Source organism: Streptomyces sp. NRRL S-87 (assembly GCF_000719335.1).
In the GTDB taxonomy this organism is placed as follows: Bacteria; Actinomycetota; Actinomycetes; order Streptomycetales; family Streptomycetaceae; genus Streptomyces.
This window is the reverse complement of sequence record NZ_JOGB01000065.1, coordinates 32,618-49,426: the sequence shown is the minus strand read 5'-3', so window position 1 is coordinate 49,426 and position 16,809 is coordinate 32,618. Positions and strand designations below refer to the sequence as shown.

Sequence of the window (16,809 nt, the reverse complement as noted above, 5' to 3'; positions counted from 1 at the left end):
CTACGCTTCCGAGTCGATCTGACACAACGTCAGGTAAGTGCGGGGCGTGCGTCGCCCGCACCATCCGCCACGCCTCGTGGAGGGGTCTCTGCCATGACGGACACCGCGACCGCGCACGCCCTCGCCCAGGCCCCCACCCTGTGGGACCTGGTCACCCGCCGCGCCGCGCTCAGCCCCGACACCCCGGTGCTCGTCGAGGCCGCCGCCGACCCGGCCGACGACCGCCGGCTCACCTTCGGGGAGCTGCGCGACCGCGCCGAGCGCACCGCCGCCGGCCTCCACGACGCGGGGGTGCGGCCCGGGACGGTCGTCGCCTGGCAGCTGCCGACCCGCATCGAGACGGTCGTCCTCTCGGTGGCACTGGCCCGCCTCGGCGCCGTCCAGTCCCCGGTCATCCCCTTCTACCGCGACCGCGAGGTGGGCTTCGCACTGCGCGAGTCGGGCGCCGCCCACTTCGCCGTACCGGGCGAGTGGCGCGGGTACGACCACACCGCGATGGCCCGCCGGCTCGGCGCGCCGGGGGTGTTCGAGGCGTACGCCGACCTGCCCGGGGGCGACCCCGCGGTCCTCCCCCCACCGCCCGCGTCCGGCACCGACGTCCGCTGGATCTACTGGACCTCCGGCACCACCTCCGACCCGAAGGGCGTCCTGCACACCGACCGCTCCCTGATCGCCGGCGGCTCCTGCCTCGCCCACGCCCTGCGCCTGGGCGCCGACGACGTGGGCTCGATCGCCTTCCCGTACGCGCACATAGGGGGCCCCGACTACCTCGTGATGCTGCTCCTCTACGGCTTCCCGGCCGTGCTCTTCGAGAAGTTCGCGATGCCCGACGCCCTCGACGGCTACCGCCGCCACGGCGTCACGGTCGCCGGCGGCTCCACCGCCTTCTACTCGATGTTCCTCACCGAGCAGCGCAAGCACCCGCAGCAGAAGCTCATCCCCTCGCTGCGCCTCCTGGCGGGCGGCGGCGCCCCCAAGCCCCCGGAGCTCTACCACGCGGTGGTCCGCGAACTGGGCTGCCAGCTGACCCACGGCTACGGCATGACCGAGGTCCCGATGATCACCATGGGCGCCCCCGACGACACCGCCGAGAACCTCGCCACCACCGAGGGCCGTCCCCCGTCCGGCATGGAGATCCGCATCACCGACCCGGAGGGCAGGCCGCTGCCCGCGGGTACGGACGGCGAGGTGCGGCTGCGCGGCGAGGCGGTCTGCCGCGGCTACCTCGGCGGCCGGGAGGACCCCTTCGACGCCCACGGCTTCCTCGTCACGGGCGACCTCGGGCACCTGACCCCCGACGGCCACCTCGTCCTGACCGGCCGCAGCAAGGACGTGATCATACGCAAGGGTGAGAACATCTCCGCCAAGGAGATCGAGGACCTCCTCCACCGCCTCCCGGGCGTCGGCGACGCGGCCGTCATCGGCCTGCCCGACCCCGAGCGGGGCGAACGGGTGTGCGCGGTGGTGGAGCAGCCCGCGGGGGCCGAGCCGCTGACGCTGGCGACGGTCACGACCCACCTGCGCACCGCGGGCCTGGCCCCGCACAAGCTGCCCGAGCAACTCGAACTGGTCGAGTCCCTCCCCCGCAACGACGCCTTGCGCAAGATCCTGAAGTACAAGCTCAGGGAGCGCTTTTCCTAGGCTCCGGACACCCCGGCCGGCCGACTCCTCGGCGGTGCCGGTGGGTCGTGTGGTGTGTGGGGGAGGCACTTGACAGGGGTGGCAGGCTGGTCCGGAGGCAGGCCCGGGCCGAGGGTGGCCGAAGGCCAGGGCGAAGCCCCGAAGCCCTCGGGGTGGACCTGCCGCAGGGGCTGCAGGCCACCCCTGTCAAGCGCCGAGGGCACCCACACACCACACGACCCACCCCCGAAGCGAGCCCGCCGGGAGCCCCGGCCCCGCGCCGAGCCCCCGGTACGCGCCCCTAGGCGTCGGGGAGTTCGACGCCGCAGTAGCCCGCGAACGCGGTGAGGATCTCCGCCTCCGAGATCCGCCCGTCCCCGTCGGAGTCCAGGGCCGCGGCCACCTGCTCGGCCAGCTCCGGGTCCGTACCCAGCACCCGCAGCACCCGGGCCGCCGCCTCCGGGCTCGCGCCGCCGCCCTCCGGGGCGGCCACCACCAGCACCGCGTGCAGGAACGGCCGGGCGATCTCGGCGAAGCGGTCGGGGCTGTCCCGCAGCCGCTTCGCGGCTCCGGTCACGAACTCCTCCCGGGTCACCCGCTGGTCGCCGTCCACGTCCGCGATCCCGGCCATGCCCTGCCAGAAGGCCTCCGCGCCCGCGAACACGGCCTGCCCCTGCTCGGAGCGCGCGGTGGTACCGAATTCGGCCAGCACGGCCTTGGCCGCCGTACTGAAGTCCTCACGGTCGATGTAGCCGTTGCCGTCCTGGTCGAAGGTGGCGAATCGGGCGGCGATCTTGCGCTCGTATTCTGCGCTGTCCATAGCGGAGTTCCGCCTTCACATGTGCGGTGGGTGCGTTTCAGTCAGGACGGAGCGTACGGCCTGGGTGGCGTACGCGTTAAGCGAAGGCAGCACCCAAGTGGCCGCACCGGGCCCGCGCACGGGGAGCGCGCCGGGGCGCGCGGGCCCGTGGCTAGCACGAACACTGCCCATACGGGGGAGGTTCGGCCAAAACAGGCGCGGAGCGGCGCGTGGCCGTTACATTCGACAGGTCGACATCTGGGCTGGGGGCCGCCATGGCGAAGGACGCACCACCGCGCTGGGACCGCAGGATGCAGCAGCGGCTGGCGCGCGGCGAAGCGGCCGCGCTCGGGGAGTTGTACGACCGGTTCGCGTCCCTGGTGCACAGCCTGGCACACCGTGTGCTCGGTGACGAGAAGGCCGCCGACCGGATCACCCGCGAGGTCTTCGGCTACATCTGGGAGAACCCCGACGCCTACGATCCCAAGCAGGGCTCGATGCGCTCCTGGATCGCCCGCATCACCCAGGGCCAGGCCGTCGCCCGGCTGCGGCAGGCGGAGACCGCCTCGCTCGCCGAGGGCGGCGGCGGCTCGCGCGAGGAACTGGAGCAGAAACTGCGTACCGCCTCGGCGGCCGCACGGGCCGACTACATCGTGACGTCCATGCCCGCGCCGCTGCGCAAGGCCCTGGAACTGGCCTACTTCCAGCGCCGCGACTACCGGCAGGCCGCCGCCGACCTCGGCGTGACCGAGGACGAGGCCCGCCGCCGGCTGCGGCTCGGCCTGCAACTGCTGTCGACCGCCAACGCCCAGCCGCGCGACGGGTCCGCCCCGCCCTCCGGATTCGGACGCGGCCGGTGAGCGCGCACAGCCGCCGGCGCGGCGAGGACGAGGAGCCCGGGGGCGTGCCGGAGGGCACGCCCGAGGGCGGTACCGGCGACACCCACGGCGGCGCGGGCCACGGCGGTGCGTCCGGAGCGGGCGCCGGTACGGGCTTCCCCGCCGGTACGGGCTTCCCCGCCGGTACGGGCTTCGGCGCCGGTACGGGCTTCGGCGCCGGCGGGCCGGGCGACGGGACCGGCGGCCCCGTGGACCCGCGCCGGGACGGGGGCGGCGGCGCCCCGCGCATACCGGGACCACGGTGGGCCGCCGACGACCTCGACGTACTGCCCACGCCCCCGCCGCCGCCCACCCACGGCGTCCTCAAGTCCCTGCTCGGCGCCTGGGCCCTGGCCGCCTGCTCCGCCGAGGAGACCCAGGCCGTCGAGTCGCACCTCACCGAGTGCGCACCCTGCGCCGAGGAGGCCCTGCGGCTGCGCGACGCGGTGGCGCTGCTGCACCCCGAGGAGAGCCTCGACCTCGACCCGCTGCTGCGCTCGCGCGTCCTGGAGGGCTGCCTCGGCCGGCGCCCGGCCCGCATCCCGGTGCCGACCTGGGCCACCCCGTACGACGCGGAGACCGCCCGGCTCGACGCCCTGCTGCGCGACTTCGGCGAGTCCGAATGGCACGCGCCGGTCCGGCTCAAGTGGTTCGAGGACGAGCGCCTGCAGTCCCGCAAGACCACCGTCGCCGGCGTGATCGGGCACCTGCTCACCGTCGACGGACTGGTCGCCACCGCGCTCGGGCTGGACGACCCGCTGGGCGCGGACGCCCCGCACGACCCCACCGAGCGGACCGAGCGGTACTGGTCCTCGGGCGTCCACCCGGCCACCCGGCGGGTGCGCACGCCCTGGCGCGAGCAGGGCCACACCCTGGTCCGTACGGTCTCCTTCGCGGGGCGGGGCGTCGCGGAACTCGACGTCCGCTACGGCGACTTCTCCCTGCCCCTGGCCGACGCGTTCCTGGAGCGGGCCTTCGAGTGCTGGGTGCACGCCGGGGACATCGCCGACGCGGTGGACTACCCGTACGAGCCGCCGTCCGGGGCGCACCTGCACAAGATGATCGACCTCGCGGCCCGGCTGCTGCCCGCCGTCCTCGCCGAACGGCGCCGGGCCGGCCTCGCGGCGCCCGCCCGCCGGCTCACCGCCGCGGGCGCCCCGGGACGGACCCTGCACCTGGAGATCGAGGGCCTGGGCGGCGGTGCGTGGGAGATCGCGCTGGACTCCCCGGCCGCGGCCACCTCCGAGGACCACACGGTCGCCCGCGTGGCCCTCGACGCCAACGAGCTCTGCCAGCTCGCGGCCGGCCACATCGCCCCGGAGGAGGCCGCCTTCGGCCAGTACGGCGACCGCGAAGCCATCCGCGACGTCCTCTTCGCCACGGCCTCCCTGAGCCGCCTGTGACCCCGGGGGCTGCGCCCCCGACCCCGCGCCTCACCCGTCGGCGGGGCTGGACTTCCCGCCCCGCCGGCGACGAGGAGCCTCCCTCACGCCACCGAAGCCAACGCCGCGCACAGCGCGTCGAGCGCGGCCGGGTAGGCGTGGTCCGCCGGCGTGGCGTACCCGATGACCAGCCCGTCGCGCGCGACCTGCGTCGCCGCCGGGTGCCGGAAGGAGGACAGCGGCTCCACGGCGACCCCGTGCGCCCGGGCGGCGGCCACCGCGGCCGCCTCCGTCCCCGCCGGCAGCGTCAGCACCGCGTGCAGCCCGGCCGCCACGCCCGACACCGAGACGTGCGGGGCCCGCGCGGCCAGCAGGGCCGTGAGCCGGTCCCGCCGCCCCCGGTACCGCTGCCGCATGCGCCGGACGTGCCGGTCGTACCCTCCCGAGGCGATGAACTCCGCCAGCGTCAGCTGGTCCGGCACGCTCACCCAGGCCTCGCGCTCGCCCTTCGCGTCCAGGACCGCGTCCACCAGGTCCTCCGGCAGCACGATCCACCCCAGCCGCAGCGCGGGCGACAGCGACTTGCTCACCGAGCCCATGTGGACCACCCGCTCGGGGTCCAGGCCCTGCAGGGCCCCGATCGGCTGCCGGTCGTACCGGAACTCCCCGTCGTAGTCGTCCTCCAGGATCAGCCCGCCCCCGGCCCGCGCCCAGGCCACCGCAGCCGACCGCCGCTCGCGGTGCAGCGGCCCGCCGGTCGGGAACTGGTGGGCGGCCGTCAGCAGCACCTGCCGCACCCGCGGCAGGTCGGCCAGGGCCGTGGTGTCCGCGCCCCGCTCGTCGATCGGCAGCGGCACGTGCGGCACCCCCGCCCGGTCCAGCAGCTCCCGGTGGAAGGACAGCCCGTACGCCTCCACGGCGAGCGGCCCCGCCAGCACCCCGCCCCCGTACAGCAGCCGCAGCGCGTGCCCGAAGCCCGCCGAGACCACGATCCGCTCGGGGTCGGTCCGTACCCCCCGGGCCCGGCCCAGGTAGTCCGCCAGCGCCCGGCGCAGCTCGGTCCGGCCGCGGGGGTCGCCGGGGCCGAAGGCCTCGTTGGGGGCGCCGTTCAGGGCGCGGCGGGCGGCCGACAGCCAGCCGGCCCGCGGGAACGAACCGGCGTCGGGCTGACCCGGCAGCAGGTCGTGCACGGGCCCGGCGGGGGCGGCCCCGGCCGGGCGGGGCCGCCGAACCGGGGCGGGCGGCGCGGCCCGCTCCGCGACCCGGGTGCCGGAGCCCTGCCGGGCGGTGAGCCAGCCCTCGGCGACGAGCTCGGCGTACGCGTCGGCGACGGTGTTGCGGGCCAGCCCGAGGTCGGCGGCCAGCGAGCGGTACGGGGGCAGCCGGGCCCCCGAGGGCAGCCGGCCGTCGCGGACGGCGGCCCGCAGGGCCTCGGCGAGGGCGGCCCGGCGGCCGCCCCCGGCGGGCAACTCGAGGTGCAGGTCGGCGCCGGTCCGCTCGGCCGAGTCCAGCCATCCGCCGGCGGGAGGATTGACCTTGTTTTTCGGCATGGAAATGCACCCTACTGGCGGTCGCCCGGCCCCGTAGATTGATCTTCATGACGACGAACACGCTGCAGACGCAGAAGGCGGCCACGACGACCACCACCCCCTCCCCCGAGTTCCCCGCCCAGACCCGGCTCGACCTCGCCAGGACCGCGCCGAAGGTCTACCGGGCGCAGATCGCCTTCGACGCCGCGATCCGGGAGGGCCTGGAGCCCTCCCTGGTCGAGCTCGTCCAGATCCGCGCCTCGCAGCTCAACGGCTGCGCCTACTGCCTCCACATGCACACCTCGGACGCCGCGAAGGCGGGCGAGAGCCAGGAGCGGCTGCACATGGTGGGGCTGTGGCGCGAGGCGGAGCACTTCTTCACCGCGGAGGAGCGGGCGGCGCTCGCCCTGGCCGAGGCCGTCACGCTGATCGCCGACGCGGGCGTCCCGGACGCGGTGTACGCGCATGCGGTCGAGGTCCTCGGCGAGGAGAAGACCGCCAAGGTGATCGGCGCCGTGTGCTCCATCAACACCTGGAACCGGTTCGCCCTCGCGACCGGCAAGGTCGCCGGCACGGACGAGCGCAAGCAGTAGCCGGACCACGGCCGGAGAGGCCGGAGAGGCCGGAGAGGCCGGAGAGGCCGGAGAGGCCGGAGAGCCCGGCCGAGGGGCCCGTCCGCGCCCGCGCGGACGGGCCCCTCGGGCTCCGGCTCAGGCGAAGACCACCGTGCGGCTGCCGTTGAGCAGCACCCGGTGCTCGCTGTGCCACTTCACGGCGCGGGCCAGGGCCTGGCACTCGACGTCGCGGCCGATCGCCACCAGGCCGTCGGGCGTGACCTCGTGGCCGACGCGCTCGACCTCCTGCTCGATGATCGGGCCCTCGTCGAGGTCGGCGGTCACGTAGTGGGCGGTGGCGCCGATCAGCTTCACCCCGCGCACGTGCGCCTGGTGGTACGGCTTGGCGCCCTTGAAGCTCGGCAGGAAGGAGTGGTGGATGTTGATGATCCGGCCGCTGAGCTCCTTGCAGAGCGCGTCCGAGAGCACCTGCATGTAGCGGGCGAGGACGACGAGTTCCACGCCCTCGGCGCGGACCAGCTCCAGCAGCTGCGCCTCCGCCGCCTCCTTGGTGTCCTTGGTCACCGGGATGTGGTGGAAGGGGATGTCGTAGGAGCCGACGAGTTCGGCGAAGTCGGTGTGGTTGGAGACCACGGCGGCGATCTCCACCGGCAGGGCGCCGATCCGGGCCCGGAAGAGCAGGTCGTTCAGGCAGTGCCCGAACTTCGACACCATCAGGATGATCCGCATGCGCTCGTCGGCGCGGTGGATCTGCCAGTCCATCTGGAAGGTGTCGCCGATCGCCGCGAAGCTGGCGCGGAGCTTCTCCAGGGTCACCGGCGGCTCGGCCGAGAAGTGCACCCGCATGAAGAAGAGGCCGGTCTCGTGGTCGCCGAACTGCTGGCTGTCCTCGATGTTGCATCCGGTCATGAAGAGGTAACTCGACACGGCGTGCACGATGCCCTGCTTGTCGGGGCAGGACACGGTCAGGACGTACTGCTCGGGCCTCGCAGCCGGGGAGGCGCTCTTCGGGTCGCTCATGACGCCCAAGACTCCCACACCCGGGGCCCCTGCACCCAGCCCGGTCCGAGGGGCGGGAAAGCGGGGGCTCACATGGGGAAACGGGCGCTCGGACGGGCCGCCGGAGCGGTCACGCGGCCCGCGTCATGATGCGCAGCAGCTCGAGGGAGCGCGGCGGCGCGTCCGGGTCCTCGCCGTCGGCCGCCGCCAGCCGTACGTGCGCCTCGCGGGCGGCGCGGACGGCCTCGGGCCAGCCGTGGTGCTCCAGGTACGCGGAGACCGGGGCGTCGGGGCCGACCTGGTGGAGTATGCGCAGCACGCGCAGGACCGCGACGTCGACCAGGGCGGCCTCCTGCGAGTCCCGGAAGATCGTGCCGACGTACTTCTCGGCCGACCAGCTGTCGAGCCAGGTGTCCTCCACCAGCCGGTACACGGCGTCGGTGACGTCTCCGTAGCCCTCCCGGCCGGCCAGCCAGCACTCTTCCTGGAAGGACGGGTCGGAAAGCATGTGGAGCGCCGAGCGCACGTTGCTGCGCCAGCGCCACCAGGGCATGTCGTTGAGCGGCATGCCGCCCATGGTGGAGGAGCGGCGGCCGCGACGGGAAGGGTTATTCGAACCTGGGACGGATGTCACGGTTGTCGATCGTACGTGCCCCATTCGGGCGATCTTGACGCCCCCGTAGTTCATCTTCATGTCACCGTGCGTTGACTGGACATCACTCCTTCGTTACCCATGAGGCGGAATTGTGCATGCCCATGACTGGTAGGCGACGCACCTTCCCTTTCCGCTTGTCCACCTTCGCGGCACGCACCGCACTGTGCACGGCGGTCTGTGCGTCCCTCGTCACCGGATGCGGGGCGCTCCCCGGAAGTTCGGGGGGATCCGGGGAGCCCCTCACCGTCATGACCTGGGCGCCCGACCAGACCAAGGCCACCAACATGCCCGGTATGCCCGCCATGGCCCGCGCCTACGGGCGCTGGGTGAACGCCACCGGCGGCATCAACGGCCGCAAGCTCAACGTCATCACCTGCAACGAGCACAACACCCCTGAGGGCGCCGCCGACTGCGCCCGCCAGGCGGTCAAGGCCGGCGCGGTCGCGGTCGTCGGCTCCTACAGCCAGCACGGCCGCGCCTTCATGGCCCCGCTCGAAGCCGCCGGCATCCCGTTCATCGGCGGCTACGGCGTCTCCGACGAGGAGTTCCAGAGCACCCTGTCGTACCCGGTCAACGGCGGTCAGCCCGTGCTCCTCGCGGGCGCCGGCCGGCAGCTGGCCAACCAGTGCGAGAAGGTCGCGCTGGTCCGCCCCGACACCCTGGCGGGCGACACCATGCCCATCCTGCTCAACGCCGGGCTGCGCTCCGGCAGCGCCGAGGAGGCCGGGGACGTACGGGCCGCCGAGGACGCCACCGACTACAGCCGCCCGGCCCTCCAGGCGCTCGACGAGGCCGGCGCCGACCCGGAGCTGCCCGCCCGGCTCGGCCGGTCCGCGGCCCGGGCCAAGGCCTCGAAGGGATGCGTGACGGCGGTGCTCGGCGAGCGGACCGAGACGTTCTTCGACTCCTTCCGGCGCGTGGAGAACCAGGACCTGAGGGTGAAGGTCGCCTCCGTCCTCGGCAGCGTCAGCCAGAGCCTGATCGACCGCACCGGCGGCAAGGAGGGCCCCTTCGAGGGCGCGTACGTCACCGGCTGGTACCCGGTGGCCACCGACGACAAGTGGGGGCCCATGCAGAGGGTGATCAACGAGCACGCCTTCGGCGACAACCGGATCGACCCGGCCGACATCGGCGTGCAGACCACCTGGATCGCCTACACCGTCTTCTCCGAGATCATCCGGAGCATCGGCGACGAGGACGTCACCGCCCGCCGGGTCGCCCTGGCCCTGGACCGGTCCAACGGCGTGCGCACCGGCGGCCTCACACCCGAACTGCGCTGGCGCTACCAGGACATGCGCGCGGTCGGCGGCTTCCCGCGGATCGTGAACGGCCGCGTGACCTTCCAGCGCGTCACCGGCGGCCGGCTGGTGGCCCAGGGCGCGGGCGCGATGGACATGACGGCGACGCTGGAGAAGGCCCCCGCGGCCGGCTGAGCGACGGCCCGGGGCCACCGCCCTCAGAGCTTCGTGCGGTCGCGCTTGGTCAGGTCGTACTTGGCCGCGATGCGGTTCCACAGCACGGCGGCCTGCTCCTTGTACGCGCTCGCCTGGCCGCTGGCCTTGTTCCCGTCACGGGTGTTGCCGGTGGTCCGGGCGTGGCCGCCCTTGCAGTACTTCTTGCTGCCGTCGACCTGGTCGGCCCACTCCGCGTAGTTCTTGTCGGCGGAGGCCGAGTACTTCCACGCCTTGGTCAGCGCGGACGCCAGCTTGTCGTGGTCCGGGAGCTGGTCGACCTTGAGCTCCTCCAGGCGCGTGATCAGCTCCTCCCGCTGGCGGGCCGCGTCGCGCAGGTCGGAGCCCGCCTGCTCCAGGTCGTCGCACTTCTTGATGTTGTCGACGGCGGCGATCACCTGGTCGCGGCTGCCGCCGCTGTCCTCCAGCAGCTTGTCCAGCTGGACCGCCTGCGCCCGGGCCGGGTCGACCGGCTGCTCGCCGGTGTCCGCACTGGCGGACGGCTTCGCGGTGTCCGACATGGCGCTGGTCGGGTCGTTGGCCTTGGAGTTGCCTCCGTTGCCCATCATCGCGCCGACGCCGAGGCCGACCACGGCGAGGCCGAGGACGCCGGCCGCGATCAGCCCGACCGGGGCCCGGCGGCCCTCGGGCTCGTCGCCGTAGTACGGCTCCTGCGGCGGGGGCGCGTGGTGGTACCCGGGCTGCGGCGGCCGGCCCTGCTGCGGGTGCGGACGGGGCGCGGGCGGGCCGGGGGCGACGGGCTCGTCGATCTTGGGGAGCTGCTGAGTGGAACCGGGGGCGTCGCTCGGGTAGCCGTAGCCGCCGGTGGCCCCACCGGGGCCGCCCGAGGTGCGGAACAGCCCGTCGAACTCGGCGGGCGGACCTCCCGGGGCACACGGGCGGGATGTACTGCGTCGCCGCCGCGTCCGAGCCACCCGGCACGGGCGGGATGTACTGCGTCGCCGCCGCGTCCGAGCCACCCGGCACGGGCGGGATGTACTGCGTCGCCGCCGCGTCCGAGCCACCCGGCACCGCGCCCGGGGCCGGTACGCCCTGGTCGACGGGCGGGATGAGGGCGGTGGCGTCCGCGTCGGAGCCCATGTGCTGGGCCTGCGGGTCGGCGAAGGGGTCCGCGAACGGGGCGCCGTAGGACTGGCCCCCGTACGACGGGTCGGCGACGGGCGGCTGCGGCCGGCCCGGGGCGCCGTACCCGGACGCCTGTGGGGCGCCGTACGCGTCGTAGCCCTCGTACCCGGTCTGCTCGTAGCCGGCCTGCTCGTACCCGGTCGGCTCGTACCCGGTCGGCTCGGGATAGGGCTGCGGGTAGCCGTACGCCGCGGGCTGGTGCGGCTGCTGCGGGAGCGGCGGCATCGGCGGGACCTGCCCGCCGAACCCCTCCCCCTGACCGGTGAAGCCGTCGGACTGCGGGGCGAAGCCGTCCGGGGCCGGCGGCTCCGCACCCGGCCGGGCACCGCTCTGAGGGCCCCACTGGCCGCCCCACGGGGTACCGCCGACCGGCGCGCTCTCGCGCTCCTCGGGGGCTCCCGGCAGCCACGGTCCGGACCCGTCGGCGGGCAGCACGATGCCCTCGTAGGCGGGCCGCGCGGACTGCTGCTGCGGCTCGCCCCCCTGTCCGCTCTGCGTCACCGGGACTCCCTCTCGACCTACGGAATCGTCGGTTTACGCTACCGGGTCGGTTCCGCGGCCTGCCACGCGCCCATGATCGAACTCAAGGCGACACGCGGCAGGACCTGCGGTGAACTGAGATCCCGTCACGGCGGTCAGGAAGGCGCTCAGGCCGCCTGGAGCTCCAGCCGCGCGGTGAACTCCCGGACGGCCGCCTCCTCCCTGTACGGCTCCAGCCTGCGCCGGAAGTCCTCCAGGTACTCCGCGCCGCGGTTGCTGCGCAGGGTGGCGAGCAGTTCCACGGCCTGCCCGCCGGTGGCGCAGGCCTGCTCCACCTCCCGGGCCTGGACCTGCGCCGTCGCCAGCAGCAGCAGCCCGATGGCCCGTCTGCGGGCCTTCGACTCGGGCAGGGTCCGCAGGAGTTCCTCCGCCCGCCGGCCGGCGGCCTCGGACTGGCCCAGGTCGCGGTGGCAGTGGGCGAGCTCGTCGGCGAGGTAGGCGTGGTCGAAATGTCGGATCCACACCGGATCGTCCCCCGATTCGGGTTCGGCCCGGTCCAGCGCCGAGATCGCCCGGGTGGCCAGCACCTGGGTGGCCCGGGAGTCCCCGAGCAGCGCGTGCCCCCGCGCCTCGGCCGCGAAGAACATCGCCTGCACCCGCGGGGTGACCTGGCCGCGGGTGCCCTCCTGCGCCGCCCGGGCGAGCTGGGCGATCTCACGCGGGTTGCCGAGCTCGGCCGCGAGGTGGCTCATCGACGCGGCCAGCACGTAGCCCCCGTAGGCCCGGTCGCCGGCCGCCTGGGCCAGCCGCAGGGCCTGGATGTAGTACCGCTGGGCGAGGCCGGGCTGGCCGGTGTCCACCGCCATGTAGCCCGCCAGCTCGGTGAGCCGGGCCACGGCCGCGAACAGGGAGCGCCCCACGGGCTCCCGGTACGAACCGCCGAGCAGCCCGGACACCACGCTGTTGAGGTAGTGCACGACCACCGGCCGCACGTGCCCGCTGCCGAAGCGGTGGTCGAGCTCGACGAGGGCGTCCGTGGTGGCCCGTACGGCCTCGACGTCGGAGGTGCCGACCCGGGCGCCCGCGGTCCGGGCGACCTGGGAGTCGGCCTGGGTGATCAGCCAGTCGCGGCTGGGCTCGACCAGCGCGGAGGCGGCCACCGTGGAGCCGGAGAGGAAGTCGCGCCGGCCCACGTCGCTGCGCCACAGCTCGCAGACCTGCTCGATGGCGCCCAGAACGGTGGGCGAGAACTGCAGGCCGACGCCGGAGGCGAGGTTCTTGCCGTTGGCCATGCCGATCTCGTCGATGGTGACGGTGCGGCCTAGTTTGCGCCCGAGGGCCTCGGCGATGATCCCGGGGGCTCGGCCGCGGGGCTGCTGGCCGCGCAGCCAGCGGGCGACGGATGTCTTGTCGTACCGGAGATCCAGTCCGTGTTCGGCGCCGGTCATGTTGACGCGGCGGGCCAGTCCGGCATTGGAGCACCCGGCTTCCTGGATGAGCGCCTGGAGCCGTTCGTTCGGCTGACGGGCGACGAGAGGCCTGGCTGCCATGGAAGAAACCCCCTGTGGCCGCGGGTGATCGTGCGTACGATCACTTCCCGGCTGATTGGCGGAGAATGCGGAACTTGCCCGGAACGTGGTGCTCTTGCTCTGCCTCGCCTGGGATTGTCGCGCTTTCACGACACTCGCTACCCCGCCCCCGCGTCCCCGTCCCCTACGCGCCCCCGCCCATGCATCCATGCGCCCCGCGTGCAGGATCGATGCTCCTCCCGCCCTTGGGTTTACCCCCGTAACCCCAGGTCCTACCGGGAGTTGTGAAGGGCGTGGAAGAGACCAAGGGAGTCACGGAAGCCGCGCCCATCCCCAAGCAGCGCGGCGAGCAGCTGGTGGATCACGCCGTGCGGTACGCGGAGGAACGGCACTGGGACGTGTTCCCCGGCACCTGGCTGGAGGCCGAGGACGGCCGCGAGCTGTGCTCCTGCGGGAACACGGACTGCCCCGCCCCCGGGGCGCACCCGGTGATGCAGGGCTGGGCGGCCTCGGCCACCGGCTCCGCGATGCAGGTGCGTCGGATGTGGCAGAAGCAGCCGAAGGCCGGGATCCTGCTGCCGACCGGGCGGACCTTCGACGCGATCGACGTGCCGGAGGCGGCCGGCTTCCTGGCCCTGGCCCGCATGGAGCGGATGGAGCTCACCCTGGGACCGGTCACGCTGACCCCCAACCGCCGGATGCTGTTCTTCGTGCTGCCGGGGGCCACCGCCAAGGTGCCGGACCTGGTGCGCAGGCTCGGCTGGTCGCCCGCTTCGATCGACCTCGTCGCCCGGGGCGAGGGGGAGTACGTTGCGGCCCCGCCGACCCGGTTCGGCGGGCGCGGCGCGGTCCAGTGGGCGCGGCGGCCCACGCCGGCGAACCGGTGGCTGCCGGACGCGGAGGAGCTCATCAACCCGCTGGCGTACGCGTGCGGGCGGGAGGCGGCCTCGGCCCGGGCCCGGCGCGACTGACCCCGGCACCCGACACGGTCGACGGGGTCGACGCGGCCCACGACATTTGTCACTACTGCGCCGCGCGCGGCGCCTCGTATGGTGAACCGACCACACGGGGTGACACGCACGAAAGGTAGGCGCACGGTGCCTGACCAGGTGTTTGCGGCCGAGGCGGGCGGGGCGCGACCGGCGCCGCCCGCGGCCGTACGGATAACGGGACTCTGGAAGCGGTTCGGCGAGCAGATCGCCGTGGCCGGTATCGACCTGGAGCTGCCCGCCGGGAAGTTCATCGGCCTGGTCGGCCCGAACGGGGCGGGCAAGACCACCACGCTGTCCATGGTCACGGGCCTGCTGCGGCCCGACCAGGGCCGGGTGGAGATCTCCGGGTACGACGTGTGGGCCGACCCGGTCCAGGTCAAGTCCCGGATCGGCGTGCTGCCCGAGGGCCTGCGCCTGTTCGAGCGCCTCTCGGGCCGCGAACTGCTCGGCTACATGGGCCGGTTGCGCGGGCTGCCGGGCGCCGAGGTCGACAAGCGGGCCACCCAGCTGCTGGACGTGCTGGACCTGTCGGGCTCGCAGCACAAGCTCGTGATCGACTACTCGACCGGCATGCGGAAGAAGATCGGGCTGGCGGCCGCGCTGCTGCACAACCCCGAAGTGCTCTTCCTGGACGAGCCGTTCGAGGGCGTCGACCCGGTGTCCGCGCAGACCATCCGCGGGGTGCTCGAGCGCTACACCGCATCCGGCGCCACGGTCGTCTTCTCCAGCCACGTGATGGAGCTGGTGGAGTCGCTGTGCGACTGGGTCGCCGTGATGGCCGCCGGGCGGATCCGCGCGGCCGGCCCGCTGGCGGACGTCCGCGGCGGGGCCTCCTCGCTGCAGAACGCCTTCCTCGAGCTGGTCGGCGCCCAGGGCAAGGACGCGGGCGAATCCCTCGACTGGCTCGGCGGAGGGGCGGCGGGCCGGTGAGCACCGTCGGATCCGCCACGGCGGAGGCGGGCACGGGGCCCGGCGCGGGCGGGGCCGGCGGCTCCGCGGACTCCCTCGTCCCGGTCTTCGTCCGGCTGAAGCTCGCGCTGCTGCGCAACGGGCTGCGCCAGAGCTCCAAGCGCAAGGCCGCGTACGTCACCTCGCTCGTGTTCACGGCCGTCGTCGCGGCGTTCATGACGCTGCTGCTGGTCCTGCTGCGCGGGCACCCGGACGCCGCGCCGACGGTGGTCGTGCTGCTCGGCGCGGTCACGGCTCTGGGCTGGGCCGTGATGCCGCTGTTCTTCTCGAGCGGCGACGAGACCCTCGACCCGACCCGGCTGGTGATGCTTCCGCTGCGGCCGCGGCCGCTGGTCGGGGCGCTGCTGGTGGCGTCGCTGGTCGGCATCGGGCCGTTCTTCACCCTGTGCATCGCCGTCGGTTCGGTGGTGGCGGTGGCGCACGGCGCGGCCGGCATCGCCGTCGGCGTGCTCGCGGTACCGCTGCTCCTGCTCGGGTGCGTGGCGCTGGCGCGGGCCGTGGCCACCGCCAACGTCCGGCTGCTGACCAGCCGCAAGGGCCGCGACCTGGCTCTCCTGAGTGGTCTGCTGATCGCGCTCGGCGCCCAGGTGGTCAACTTCGGCAGCCAGCGGCTGTTCAAGCAGGGCGGTCTCGACACGCTGCTCCCGGTGGCCGACGTGCTGCGGTGGCTGCCGCCCGGGTCGGCGGTCGGGGCGGTCGACTCCGCGAGCAAGGGCTCGTACGGGGCCGCGGCCGTGCAGCTGCTGGCGTCCGCGGCGGCGGTGGCGCTGCTGCTGTGGGCCTGGCAGCGGTCGCTGACCAAGCTCATGGTGACGCCGGACGGTTCGACGGTCGCGGCCGCCGACTCGGGCGGCGCCGCGCGGAACGCGGGGCGCGCCGAGCACGGGCTGTGGCGCGTGCTGCCGAGCGGCCGGTCGGGCGCCGTCATGCAGCGCACCCTGCGCTACGTGATGCGCGACCCGAAGACCAAGGCCGCGTGGGTGACGGCGCTCGCGATCGGGCTGATCGTGCCGGTGTTCAACGCCCTGCAGGGCACCGGGTCGATCTACCTGGCGTGCTTCGGCACCTGGATGCTGGGCGTGCAGATGTACAACCAGTTCGGCCAGGACACCTCCGCCTTCTGGATGGTCGCGCAGACCATCGCGACGCCGCGGCAGGCGTACGAGGAGCTGCGGGCCCGGGCCTGGGCGCTGCTGTTGGTGACCGCGCCGTACACGGCGCTGGTGACGGTCGTGACGGCCGCCCTGGTCCACGACTGGGGCAGGCTGCCCGAGGTGCTCGGCCTGGCCTGGGCCCTGCTCGGGGCGATGCTCGCCACGGGCGCGATCTGCTCGGCGAAGTTCCCGTACTCGATCCCGCAGGACGGGGCCTTCAAGAACGCGGCGCCCGGGCAGGGCGGGCTGGCGTGGCTCAGCGTCTTCGGGGGCGTGGTGCTCTCGCTGCTGATGTGCGTGCCGCTGATCGTGGCGACGGTCTGGCTGCACGTCGCGGGGGCCGACGGGCTGCTGTGGCTGCTGCTGCCGGCCGGTACGGCGTACGGCGCGCTGATCTGCTGGGCCGGCCTGCGCTTCGCGGCGCCGCGGACCGCCGCCCGCCTCCCGGAGATCATCACGGCCGTCAGCAAGGGCTGACGCCCTCCCTCCGGTACGAGCGGCCGCGCGCCGCTCCTCCGCCGCCGCCCCGCCCCCGCGAGACGCGTTCTCGCGGGGGCGGGGCGTTTCGGCCCAGAGACCCGAAGCCAGCCCCGGCCGAACGCATCGCGGCCCCCACACACCACGGGGCGGCCGCCCGATGCGGGCAGCGCC

14 protein-coding genes are annotated in these 16,809 nt (G+C 74.2%); 8 read left to right on the top strand and 6 right to left on the bottom strand.

Translation table 11 applies throughout. The features are described 5' to 3' along the window. The first annotated feature begins 93 nt into the window (after positions 1-93). Positions 94-1,641, top strand: a complete 1,548-nt coding sequence (locus IF43_RS0130170; RefSeq protein ID WP_030207989.1) for a class I adenylate-forming enzyme family protein — start codon at positions 94-96, stop codon at positions 1,639-1,641. A gap of 280 nt (positions 1,642-1,921) precedes the next feature. On the opposite strand, the gene IF43_RS0130165 is transcribed toward IF43_RS0130170, so the two are convergent. Next, positions 1,922-2,440, bottom strand: coding sequence for an EF-hand domain-containing protein (locus IF43_RS0130165; protein ID WP_030207988.1), 519 nt, complete (start codon positions 2,438-2,440; stop codon positions 1,922-1,924). A 254-nt stretch (positions 2,441-2,694) separates the two neighbouring features. Here IF43_RS0130165 and IF43_RS0130160 point away from each other — a divergent pair, with 254 nt between their 5' ends. Further along, positions 2,695-3,279, top strand: coding sequence for a sigma-70 family RNA polymerase sigma factor (locus IF43_RS0130160; RefSeq protein WP_030207987.1), 585 nt, complete (start codon positions 2,695-2,697; stop codon positions 3,277-3,279). 227 nt (positions 3,280-3,506) lie between these two features. Beyond that, positions 3,507-4,700 (top strand): zf-HC2 domain-containing protein, encoded by a 1,194-nt coding sequence (locus IF43_RS0130155; protein ID WP_030207986.1) that lies wholly within the window; start codon positions 3,507-3,509, stop codon positions 4,698-4,700. A gap of 83 nt (positions 4,701-4,783) precedes the next feature. Here the strand turns inward: IF43_RS0130155 and IF43_RS0130150 are convergent, their stop codons facing one another. Beyond that, positions 4,784-6,229, bottom strand: a complete 1,446-nt coding sequence (locus IF43_RS0130150) for a PLP-dependent aminotransferase family protein (protein WP_051796440.1) — start codon at positions 6,227-6,229, stop codon at positions 4,784-4,786. Positions 6,230-6,276: 47 nt separating this feature from the next. Here IF43_RS0130150 and IF43_RS0130145 point away from each other — a divergent pair, with 47 nt between their 5' ends. Then, positions 6,277-6,801 (top strand): carboxymuconolactone decarboxylase family protein, encoded by a 525-nt coding sequence (locus IF43_RS0130145; RefSeq protein ID WP_030207981.1) that lies wholly within the window; start codon positions 6,277-6,279, stop codon positions 6,799-6,801. Positions 6,802-6,918: 117 nt separating this feature from the next. On the opposite strand, the gene purU is transcribed toward IF43_RS0130145, so the two are convergent. Together purU and IF43_RS0130135 are read right to left on the bottom strand one after the other, a co-directional pair. After that, positions 6,919-7,803 carry a formyltetrahydrofolate deformylase gene (purU, locus tag IF43_RS0130140; protein ID WP_030207978.1) on the bottom strand — a complete coding sequence of 295 codons (885 nt, stop codon included), beginning with the start codon at positions 7,801-7,803 and terminating at the stop codon, positions 6,919-6,921. Between the two features lie 109 nt (positions 7,804-7,912). After that, a complete protein-coding gene (locus IF43_RS0130135; RefSeq protein WP_078910572.1) occupies positions 7,913-8,440 on the bottom strand; it encodes a hypothetical protein in 528 nt (175 codons plus the stop codon). A 98-nt stretch (positions 8,441-8,538) separates the two neighbouring features. Between IF43_RS0130135 and IF43_RS0130130 the strand changes: the two genes are divergently transcribed. After that, positions 8,539-9,870, top strand: coding sequence for an ABC transporter substrate-binding protein (locus IF43_RS0130130; RefSeq protein ID WP_030207970.1), 1,332 nt, complete (start codon positions 8,539-8,541; stop codon positions 9,868-9,870). A 23-nt stretch (positions 9,871-9,893) separates the two neighbouring features. On the opposite strand, the gene IF43_RS43780 is transcribed toward IF43_RS0130130, so the two are convergent. Continuing rightward, on the bottom strand, positions 9,894-10,823 hold the full coding sequence (locus IF43_RS43780; RefSeq protein ID WP_051796438.1) for a hypothetical protein: 930 nt from the start codon (positions 10,821-10,823) through the stop codon (positions 9,894-9,896). Positions 10,824-11,681: 858 nt separating this feature from the next. Then, positions 11,682-13,064: a hypothetical protein gene (locus IF43_RS0130120; protein WP_030207967.1), complete on the bottom strand. Its 1,383-nt coding sequence runs from the start codon at positions 13,062-13,064 to the stop codon at positions 11,682-11,684. 272 nt (positions 13,065-13,336) lie between these two features. Here IF43_RS0130120 and IF43_RS0130115 point away from each other — a divergent pair, with 272 nt between their 5' ends. The 3 genes from IF43_RS0130115 to IF43_RS0130105 all read left to right on the top strand — a co-directional run bounded on the left by IF43_RS0130115 (position 13,337) and on the right by IF43_RS0130105 (position 16,635). Next, entirely contained in the window at positions 13,337-14,014 is a 678-nt protein-coding gene (locus IF43_RS0130115; protein WP_030207963.1) for a bifunctional DNA primase/polymerase, read from the top strand. A 126-nt stretch (positions 14,015-14,140) separates the two neighbouring features. After that, positions 14,141-14,965 (top strand): ABC transporter ATP-binding protein, encoded by an 825-nt coding sequence (locus IF43_RS0130110; protein WP_030207961.1) that lies wholly within the window; start codon positions 14,141-14,143, stop codon positions 14,963-14,965. A gap of 95 nt (positions 14,966-15,060) precedes the next feature. Then, on the top strand, positions 15,061-16,635 hold the full coding sequence (locus tag IF43_RS0130105; protein ID WP_107048623.1) for a transporter: 1,575 nt from the start codon (positions 15,061-15,063) through the stop codon (positions 16,633-16,635). Positions 16,636-16,809: the final 174 nt, after the last annotated feature.